At 41.1% G+C, this 10,521-nt stretch carries 1 protein-coding gene; it reads left to right on the top strand.

The window, feature by feature from the left end; genetic code table 11:
- The first annotated feature begins 94 nt into the window (after nt 1-94).
- Nucleotides 95-10,432: a PA14 domain-containing protein gene (locus QNI15_RS09065; RefSeq protein WP_314031464.1), complete on the top strand. Its 10,338-nt coding sequence runs from the start codon at nt 95-97 to the stop codon at nt 10,430-10,432.
- Nucleotides 10,433-10,521 lie beyond the last annotated feature (89 nt).

Raw genomic sequence — 10,521 nt, 5'->3', positions numbered from 1 at the left:
AACCAGCCTTGTTGTCAGTGGGAGTGCCAAACTGTATTGTTTTACCAATGGTCAGACCTTTAAGAACAGTTTTGTTTTAAATACAGGAGCGTTGATGGACGTGTCCAGCAGCCAGACTTATCAGGGAGCATTTACCATCAACAGTGGGGTAACGGCTAACTTTGGGGGTGTGACCCAGAATTTTACCCAGCCTGTCAGTGTGGCAGGTTCTTCAGTGGTTACTTTTTCCAACACAGGTTTAGCCACATTGAATGATGTAACGCTGGCTGCCGGTAGTACGTGGAAGTTTTCTGCCCCCGGTACGACCAATGCCAATGGAGATTTTACCACCAGTGGTAGTTGTAGTTTAGCGGTGACACTCACATCCAACACAGGGGCTCAGGCCGCGGTTAAGTTTAGTTCATTTCCCGACCCGGAATATGTGAACGTATCCAATATTAACAACACAGGTTCACTTCTTACGATATTGTATGGAGTAGGAAGCAATAACACCAATATTAACATCAGTTCAGCCCGTACCTTGTATTGGGTAGGCAATAGTGGAAGCTGGAATCAGATAGCTCACTGGAGTTTGACTTCGGGGGGAGCTGGTGGGGAATGTGTGCCAACTGCACTGGATAATGTGGTTTTTGATGCCAGTTCTTTTACTAATACTGGACAGACTGTTGCCTTGACTACAGGTGCAACTTGTAACACAATGACCTGGGCAAGTGCAGTCAATAATCCAACTTTGAGTATGGCAGTGGATCTGACAGTGAAAGGCAACAGTCTGGTACTGGCCAACACCATGAGTGTGAGTGGAAGTGGAAAAATGATTTTGGATAATGGAAATGATATAAATATAGATTTGGGTAGTGGAGCCAAAACACTCAATGGAGGACTTAGCTTCACTGCTGGCACCAGCCGGATAATTACTATTGCCACAGGTAATGGAGCGGTTACCCATACGATTGGTTCTCTAAGTGGAGGTTCGAATGCGACAATCAACATTACTGGAACCTCGACCAAAAGTTATGGAACATTGAGTTTAGGTACAGTAGCAGGGAGTTGGACAGGAACCAATCTTGTCAGTACAGGAACTATTGCAGGTACCTTGAGTGGAGGACTGACACTGAATAGTGTAACTTTTGGTGGGAATGTGAGTTTGAATGGACAATACACCTTCACAGGTATAACAACAGTCAACAATGGAAATGTTAGTTTTGGAGGCAGTGGAAATAATACATTTGCAGGAGTAGTTATCACAGGGGGTAGTGCCAGTTTTGCCAACACAGGTAATAATAATTTTACCTCTATTAGTTTGATAGGTACAAATAGCCCTGTAAACTTAAAGTTTACTCCAGCTAGCAATGGTACAAACTCTATAACTGGGGTATTTACAGTTTCAACCCCTTGTTATTCAGTTTTTGTCGGTTCTTCTACCACAGGCGGTCTGGCAAAGCTAAATTTAACAGCACCACAAACCCTAAATGGGCCAACCATACAGGATATATTGAACAGTGGAGCTTCTCTGACAGTTAACAACGGGGTTAATAACGGAAATAATACTTCGGTTACTTTTAACTTCGCTACTGCTGCCCGTACCTTATACTGGGTTGGGGGAACCGGAAACTGGAGTGAAACAGCTCACTGGAGTTTGACTTCAGGTGGAGCTGGTGGACAATGTATTCCTACCATCAATGATGATGTAAACTTTAATGCTGGTTCATTTAGTTCAGGAACTGGTACAGTAACAATTGATATAGATGCAGTATGCCGGACTATGAACTGGACTGGAGCTACTAACACGCCTACTCTTTCGGGTGCTGCCGCTCGTACGTTAACCATTGCAGGTAACCTGACTCTGATTGCTGCAATGAATCAGACTGGTACAGGTAGTACTTTTCTTGGAAAAGTAATTTTTGTTGCCAGCACAACAGGAAAAACCATCAATCTTAATGGAGAAGGGTTAGCTAATGTCGATTTTAATGGACAAGGCGGGGCATGGTCACTTAGTAACAATTTGACAGTAATTAATACAACCAATCTGATGGCAGGAGCCCTTAATGCGAATGGAAAGAGTATTATATCTGGTGCACTAACTGTAAACAATGCGTCTGATCTGGCACGTTCTCTGAATCTGGGTACTGCAACTCATACTCTAAATGGCACAGGAACTGTATTGGATTTACAAGGCAACACTTCTAATTTTACATTAGCATCCAGTACATCCTCTATTACATTATCCGGAGCCGGATCGGTAATTATAGAGACAGGATCTCAAAGTAAAATACTGCCGAATTTGACAATTACAAATTCCAATGATATTACAATAAATACATCCAATACCGCCAATCGAATTACGTTTGGAACTATTGCTGTTAATAATGCCATTACTCGTAATTTTACAGTAAATGGTACAGCACCAAAGACATATGGTAATATTACGATCAATGGAAATAACAATGTGGTTACTTTCAATGGTAGTAGCTCCGCTGCACCTGATAATAATATCTTTGCTGCAGTTACATTTGCAAATTCCTATAGTGGTACAATTGCGACTTTTAATGGGACTAACACTTTTAACGGTGTATTTGCTTTACATAACACCGGTGGCGCTGGAAATGATATTCGCTTTACAGGTACCAATGTATTTGCCAACACCTTTACTGCTAGTTTAGCAAATACAACAGGTACAGAGTTGCAGTTTGCTTCTACAAGTGGTACCACTTCCTTTACAGGGACAGTCTCTCTGAACCCATTAAACAATGCCAATGTAGATATTGTATTTAATAATGCTACCAGTTTTGCCTCTACCCTTACTATTGGTAGTACAAGCAATACAACCTTCCAAGGAACAGGAGATGAAACTTTTGCTGGAACTGTAACTGTCAATCCATCCAGTACATTTACACTGAATAATGATGGCAACAGTTCATTTGCTACAGCTATTATTAATAGCCAGAGTGGCACGGGATTTAACTGGGTATTTCGTAGTGCTAAAACGGCCAATTTCTCTGGAAATATGGATGTGAGGTCTGCCTGTTTTTCACCCGTGGCCATAAGTTCGACAACTAGCGGGAGTCGAGCTATCGTATCATTGCCAACAGTACATTACTTTAATAATCAGGTATTGGTGCAGGATATTAATGCATCTTCTTCAATGATCAATGCCTATGCCGCAACAATCCCAACGTATACTAATAATGTTAATGTATTATATAACAATGGTGTTACTACACATCGGGTTTTATATTGGGTAGGAGGAAATGGAAACTGGGGTGATCCGTTACGCTGGTCTACCAACTCTAACTCAGTAGGAGGAGCTTGTATACCAACACCTGCTGACGATGTGGTTTTTGATAATAGTTCATTTTCTGCAGGTGGGCAAAAGGTAACACTTAATATTACAAATGCGACCTGTCGGAATATGACATGGGTAAATGGTGCTATTCCTGCTACTACAACACTTGCTATGGGTAGCAATCCTCTTGAGATCAATGGAAACCTGGCATTGGCTCCTAATCTGACAATGACAAGTACCTCTAACCAAACTACTTCTGTATTTACCTTTACTACGAATCCTGCTACCACCAATTCCTTCCCAAATCGTACCATCACAACTCCTTCAGGAACTACAGCTTCATTACCTATAGCTTTGTTTTATAGTGCTGGAGTAACATGGACATTACAGGGACCTGCTTCTTTTAACGTAACAGGTGAACTGGGATTACAATCAGGAACACTGAAGACCAATAGTATGCCAGTAGCTTGTGGACGTTTAAGTGCTAATAAATATGTAAATGGAAATCCTGTATTGCCTGCTTTTGAAGATCGGGTTTTGGATCTGCAAAACTCTGCAGTAAGCATTACGGGAACTGCTACAGGTATAGACTTCAGAGGTGACCAGTTTATGTTTCTTACTCCAGGGCCTAATGCTTCCTTTACCATTGCCAATACATCAACAAGTTCTGTGCAGTTGCGTTTTGGAGATGATAATACCAATCTGCCTTATTATGGCGTTAATCCCGGATCTCCCCGTACCACAGCTCTGTTGAGAGAAATTCCGGATATCATTCTTCTTAACAAAGATGTGGATATTGTAACGGCAGACTATGATACACAGGATGGTGTCGTAAACCGGATTACATTCCGAAAGGTAACCAGCATCAATGGAGGTCAGTTTTACATAAATGGAACGTGTCCGCATACTTATGGTGCCATTACTGTTGCGAACAATCTTAATACAGGAAATGCGGATCAACGCCAGATCGAAGGTTCCAGTCAGGCGGCACCTAATCACAATATATTCAATGGTCCTGTATCATTCGGAACCAATTCTGCTTTCCGATTCCTGGGTAACAATGAATTTATGGATACCTTCACCACTGCAGGTTCGTCAGATGTAAACAATGCCTTTGTATTTTCTATTACCAATATATTTAATAAGACAGTAGATATTCGTGGTGTAAATACATTACGTACTCAAGCTACCATTCATTTTAACTCAACGGGTGGAAGCACTACTTTCAAAGACAATGTATTCTTCAGGGGGACAGGTGTTATTTTTCGAATGAGTAGTACAGCTACACTGGTAGCTGGTAAGACTATGTTGTTTGATGATGAAAGTGTTGGCTGGTTTGCCGGAGGCAATACAAGTAGTGGAACTGGTTATCCGATTCCTGGTTCTGCAGCCTATACTATCAATGGTGATCTAATTGTTAATCCCTACGCAAAAGTTTCTTTTTATAACAAGTCAACTAATAATCTTGGCAATGTAACTGTTAGTGATTATGGTGTTTTTCAATTTACCTCACTAGCTACAACCAATGTAAATGGATTGTTTACAGCTTCTGCTTCTTGTAGTTCATGGATTGCCATTAATGCAAGTAATCCGGGTGCGGCAGCGAAGATAAAATTCAGTGGCAGCCAGGCCTGGTATAGTATCATTGCCCGTGATCTGAACAACATTTCTACAACAGGCACTGTTACTGCAAGTAATAGTACCAATGTAGCCAACAGTTGCACGAACATTAGTTTCTTGACAGGGATTCCGTCTGTAGGTACATTTGTTTGGGTAGGTGGAAATGCTAGTAACACTAGTGAAAATAGTTTATGGAGTAACCCTAAAAACTGGGCTACAACACCTTTGAATCCTGGGAAGATTGTGAATGGAGGTAGTTGTATTCCAAGTAGTATAAATGATGTAGTCTTTGACAGTAACTCCTTCAGTTCAGGAGCTCCAGTAACAGATTCACTTGGTAATGTGAAATACTTTGATCGGGTGATTGTAGATGTTAGTGTTGCTACTTGTGCAAGCATGACCTGGAAGAACGATATTATGCAGGATGCTATTCTGGCTTCGGATCTGCCTTTGAATGAAATGTGGGTATTAGGTAAACTAACATTGGATCCGAAAATGAAGAATCAGTTTACTGGACTCTTTTCTTTCCGTGCTCCTTCAAGTGCAGGCGAGCAATTTGTAGATGCTAATGGAGAGAATAATGGAAGTACAGTGAATTTTGTTGGACCTATTGAGGTAAACTCTGTAAGTACTGTATACCGATTGGATAGTGATGTTATTGTGGATGCAGTGGATAATGGTACTGCACGTCGTGGTAATGTTTCAATCGTTTACGGCGATTTAAAGGCAAACGGCCATGATATAAGCTTAACAGGTAACTGGACTGTGGGTAGAGCTACCTCTCCCAACCCTCAGGGTCGATTCCTACACCAAGGAGGGAATACTGTAACGTTTAATGGTTCAGATGCTGTGAATGGAACACAGAATATTGTGACAAATACCAGTCCGTTCTGGAACCTGGTTATTAATCGTGGATCTAAGCCAGTTCCAACTGATATCAGTTATACTGTAAGTTCAAGTTCGTTACTAATAAGCAATCCAAAACGTTGGGTTGTGGTTCAGAATAATCGTGATGGGGGTGGAGAGCCTGGCTCATCAACTAATAGTAACCAGCCTTTTAATAGTGGGATGACTATAGACAATAACTTCACTATTACTCAGGGTGGACTATATGACAGAGGATTCCAGATTGTAGGAAATGCGACTGGAACGTTTACAATGACAGATAATGCTGTATTGAGCATTGGTAATGGATGGACGTCATCAACTATTAATAATAACTCTCCAATGACTACTTTGTTCCCAACAAACTTTGCACAGAACAAAATCTCATTGGGTGTAAATAGTATTGTATCTTATAGTGCATATGGACACCAGGATGTAAGTGCATTGCCAATCTATGGCAACCTGTACTTCCGTTTTGTCGTTACCAACTCCGCGTCCCCAGCTATGGCATTGACTAATCAGCGTAAGAGATTGGCTATGGGACCTTTGCAAATTAATGGCAATCTAACTTTAGAACAAGGAACTAACCTGATTGATAATGGTTTCCAGATTTCTGGAAACGTTGCTGGAACCAGTGTGTTGACAATGGGATCTAACGCTTATTTGACTCTGGGTACAGGTGCAATGGATGTGGCCACAACTTCTGGTACAGGATATACACCTGCAAGCAATACAACAGGTAAATTGACAGTAGGAAATTCTGCAACCGTATTTCCGCTAAACTTTACAGATGCTAACCTGAATCTGGACGCCAATAGCACAATTGTCTATAGCGCCGGAATTGCACAACAGGTGAAAGGCCTAACTTCTGCTACTGCTAATCAGCAATATGGAAACCTGACAATACAAAATCCTACTTTAACAGCACCAACGCTAATACAGAAAACATTAACAGGTGCAACTACTGTCAGAGGAGTGTTGACTATTCATCCAAATAGTAATCTGGTAGATAATGGATATCAGATTACAGGTACTGCTGGCAAAATATTTACAATGAACTATAAAACAGATCCTCTGGGAGCTGTATTCAATAACCAGGCGCCAACCAGTAGCGGTATAATGACTAATCCTACTAGTCCATTATTTATTGACAGTCTGCTGGCTCGTGCCAACTACATAGGATTACGTTTTGACGGATATATTAAGATTCCTTCTGCTGGTACATATACTTTCTATAGTAATTCAGATGATCAGAGTGTTGTTATGATCAATGGCATGATGGTGGTTAATAACGATTATTATGGGTCTGCTGAGCGATCTGGACCTACTATAAATTTTACTACTGCAGGAGTGTATCCAATTTCAGTTACTTATACTCAGGGAACCGGTTCTCGCCTTTTATCATTGTCTTGGGCAGGTCCTGGTATCTCTAAACAGCCTATTCCAGCAGCCAATTTATTGCAGACTGCAACTGGTCCTCAGGGATTAAAATACAATTATTATGAGAATCCAGGAAATACCTATTATGTATCTGCTTTTGGATCTTCTTACAAAATCGTTCAGGATTTGAGTAAACAACTGGCAAGCCAAGACCGATATGTGTTGGGTGAGGCTCGTTTGGTGGTAGGCAATGCGTCAACAGCTACTGCTTTTCCTCTTAATTATTTGGATGCAGATCTGACATTTGATGATACTACAACAGTTGTCTATAATGCAGGTCTTGCTCAGTCTGTGCGTGGTCTTAACTCATCTATAAAGGTTCAGCAATATGGAAACCTGGTATTTACAAATCCGGTATTTTCAACTCCTAAGGTCGTATCTAAAACTCTAACTGGGCCAGCAACAATTCGTATGAGCCTGACTATCAACTCGAACAATAACTTGATCGATGATGGAAATCAGATTACAGGTACTACAGGCCAAGTATTTACAATGCGTAATGCTACATTGGCTGTCAATCCAGTGACAAATACAGGTAATGCTGGTGCCACTGGTGAGAGCCGTATTACATTAGGAAATGCTACAACTGCAACTACATTCCCTGCTAACTATAGTTTAGTAGGTACAGATGTGAATTTTGAAACAGGAACAACTGTGGTCTATAATGCAGGTATAGTACAGACAATTGCTGGTTTACAGAATAATTCAAATGCAGCATCCCGGTATGCTAACCTGATTCTGACAAATCCAGCTACTACTCCAGCAGCAGGAAACGTATTCCCAATTGTAAAGACGTTAAGTGGACGTGCAATTACGGTGAGAGGTAACCTGTATATTAACCCGAACAACACTTTGGCTGATGGTGGATATCAGATTACAGGAACATCCACCAGTACATTTGGAATGTTTAATACTACCATGGTTCAGACAAGCGTTCCGGAAACAGGAGTTACTACTGGTACAACAGGGGAAAGCCGCTTTATGATAAGCAGCACTGGTACTACTGTAACAGTATTCCCATCCGGATTCCGTACAGGACCTGGTGGTAGTTCTGATATTAATTTTGATGCAGGAACAACCGTTATATATAATGCAAATGCAAATCAGGATGTTCAGGGGTTGGGAGGGACAGGTACTACAACTTATGCAAACCTGGTGTTAAATAACCCTGCTGCATCTTCTCCTGCATTAATTAACAAAACATTGACGACCAATGGAAGTGGTGCATCAGGTACAACTGTACGTGGTAGTCTGACAATTAACCCAAATGTAAATCTGGTAGATAATGGTTTCCAATTAGGTGGTGTGGCAGGACAGTCGTTTAAAATGCGTAACGTCACACTTGCAGACAATTTATTACGTACTGCAACTACTGATGCGACTACAATAGGAACTACAGGTGCAAGCCGTTTGACGCTGGGAAATGCTACAACCGCAACTACATTCCCAACCGGTTATACCACTCAGAATGGTACAGATATCAATTTTGAATTGAATACAATGGTTGTATACAATGCCGGGGCGACACAGCAAATTCAGGGTTTGTACAATAGTACACAGACTTCTAATGCCAACTATGCACAGTTGTCAATTGTGAATGCATCAACAGGCTCGGTGACCAAAACGCTTACTAACAATACTCGTATTCGTCAAAACCTCACTATTGGTGGACTTACTTCTACAACAGGTGCTGTAAGCGGAGCTAATAATCTGCTGGATGCTGGCGTGTTAAACTATAAAATATATCTGAATGGTAACTGGTTCAGCCATCCTGGTAACGAATTCAATGCACGTTCTGGCGAAGTAGAGTTAGAAGGTACAACTAATCAGACTATTACAACAAACAATAGTCAAAATTATGCAAGTGAGGCAGGAACACAGGATTTCTATAACCTGACATTCAATAACACAACAACCATTCCCGGAATATCCGTGACGTTAGGATCTAATGTGGGTGTTACCAATGTGGCAAGCTTTAAAAAAGGATTAGTACGTAGTAATGACCTGATTTCACTGAATATCTCACCTTCTACACGTTTGTTGATTATTCGTGATAATGCAAGTGTAACGAATGTAACGGATGCGAGCTTTGTGATAGGAGCGGTACGAAAAGTAGGAAGAATTGCCTCAGGTACTTTCTATTTCCCAATCGGATACCTAAATGGCTCTACTCCGTATTATCGTCCAAGTGGTATTTCTTCTGTTACTACTCTGAATAGTTTGTCTTCGTTTATTAGTCAGTTCTATTACAGAAATCCGAATATTGATGGTTTCAACCCTGTGGCTGTTGAACTGGGAGATCCGAATGGTTCCATACGGAATGCAAGTGCGAAAGAATTCTGGATGATCAATCGAGAGAATCTGACTGATAATGTCTATGTAACTCTGACTTGGCGCAATCCACAATCCGGTGGGGTTGGTACTAACGGAAATCTTACTAATTATACGGGCTTACGGGTAGCTCACTGGAATACAACAATCTCCAAGTGGCAAAATATGGGAGCTACTGGATTTACCAATCACCCTACGCTGGGAGCTGTTGGCAATCCGAGTGGTGCATTAACTTCCGTATATAATACAGTGCATGCTGCTGGTCCGGTAGAAAGCTTCAGTCCATTTACGCTGGCTACACAGATAGACTACAATCCTCTTCCAGTAACCTTACTTGAGTTTGCAGGCAAAGCCGTGGATCAACAGGTAAATCTGAACTGGCAGACTGCTTCGGAACTCAATACATCGTACTTTGTAGTTGAAAGAAGTCAGAATGGTAAAACCTTTGAAGAGGTAACTCAGGTAACTGCAACAGGTAATTCTTCCGGATTGCAGACCTATCAGTCTATTGATTACAAACCTTATACAGGTGTTTCCTACTATCGATTGAAAATGGTGGATCAGGATGGAAGCTATACTTATTCAAAAGTGATCAAAGTAAACTTTGGCGTAAGTGGAGTATTGGGAGAGATTACTTTATTCCCTAACCCAGGAAATGGAGATGTAATTTACTTTACTGTCAATAATGCGGATGTAAAGATTGCCTCCATTCATGATATGTTAGGAAGAATGGTAGGTTATCAAACCAGCTGGAATGCAGAGGGTACACTAAAAGTGACCTTCAGTGAAAGATTGGCAGCGGGTACCTATGTGGTTATTCTGGTTGCTAAAGATGGTTCTTCTTCTTCCCGATTCAAATTTGTAGTGCAGTAGACCTACTTTACATAAAATCTAACAAATCACCCGATTTGGTGTCACTATCTGGCATTGAGTCGGGCGATTTTGTTTTATCTCAACCAATC

Origin of the sequence: Xanthocytophaga flava (assembly GCF_030068545.1) — a bacterium.
GTDB classification, from domain to species: Bacteria; Bacteroidota; Bacteroidia; order Cytophagales; family 172606-1; genus Xanthocytophaga; species Xanthocytophaga flava.
The sequence above is the reverse complement of the archived record's forward strand: the minus strand, read 5'-3'. Positions and strand labels throughout refer to the sequence as shown.

What these genes read in the sequence shown, in the direction of transcription:
- QNI15_RS09065 (WP_314031464.1), top strand. Translation starts at nt 95, where the DNA reads ATGGACGTGTCCAGCAGCCAGACTTATCAGGGAGCATTTACCATCAAC.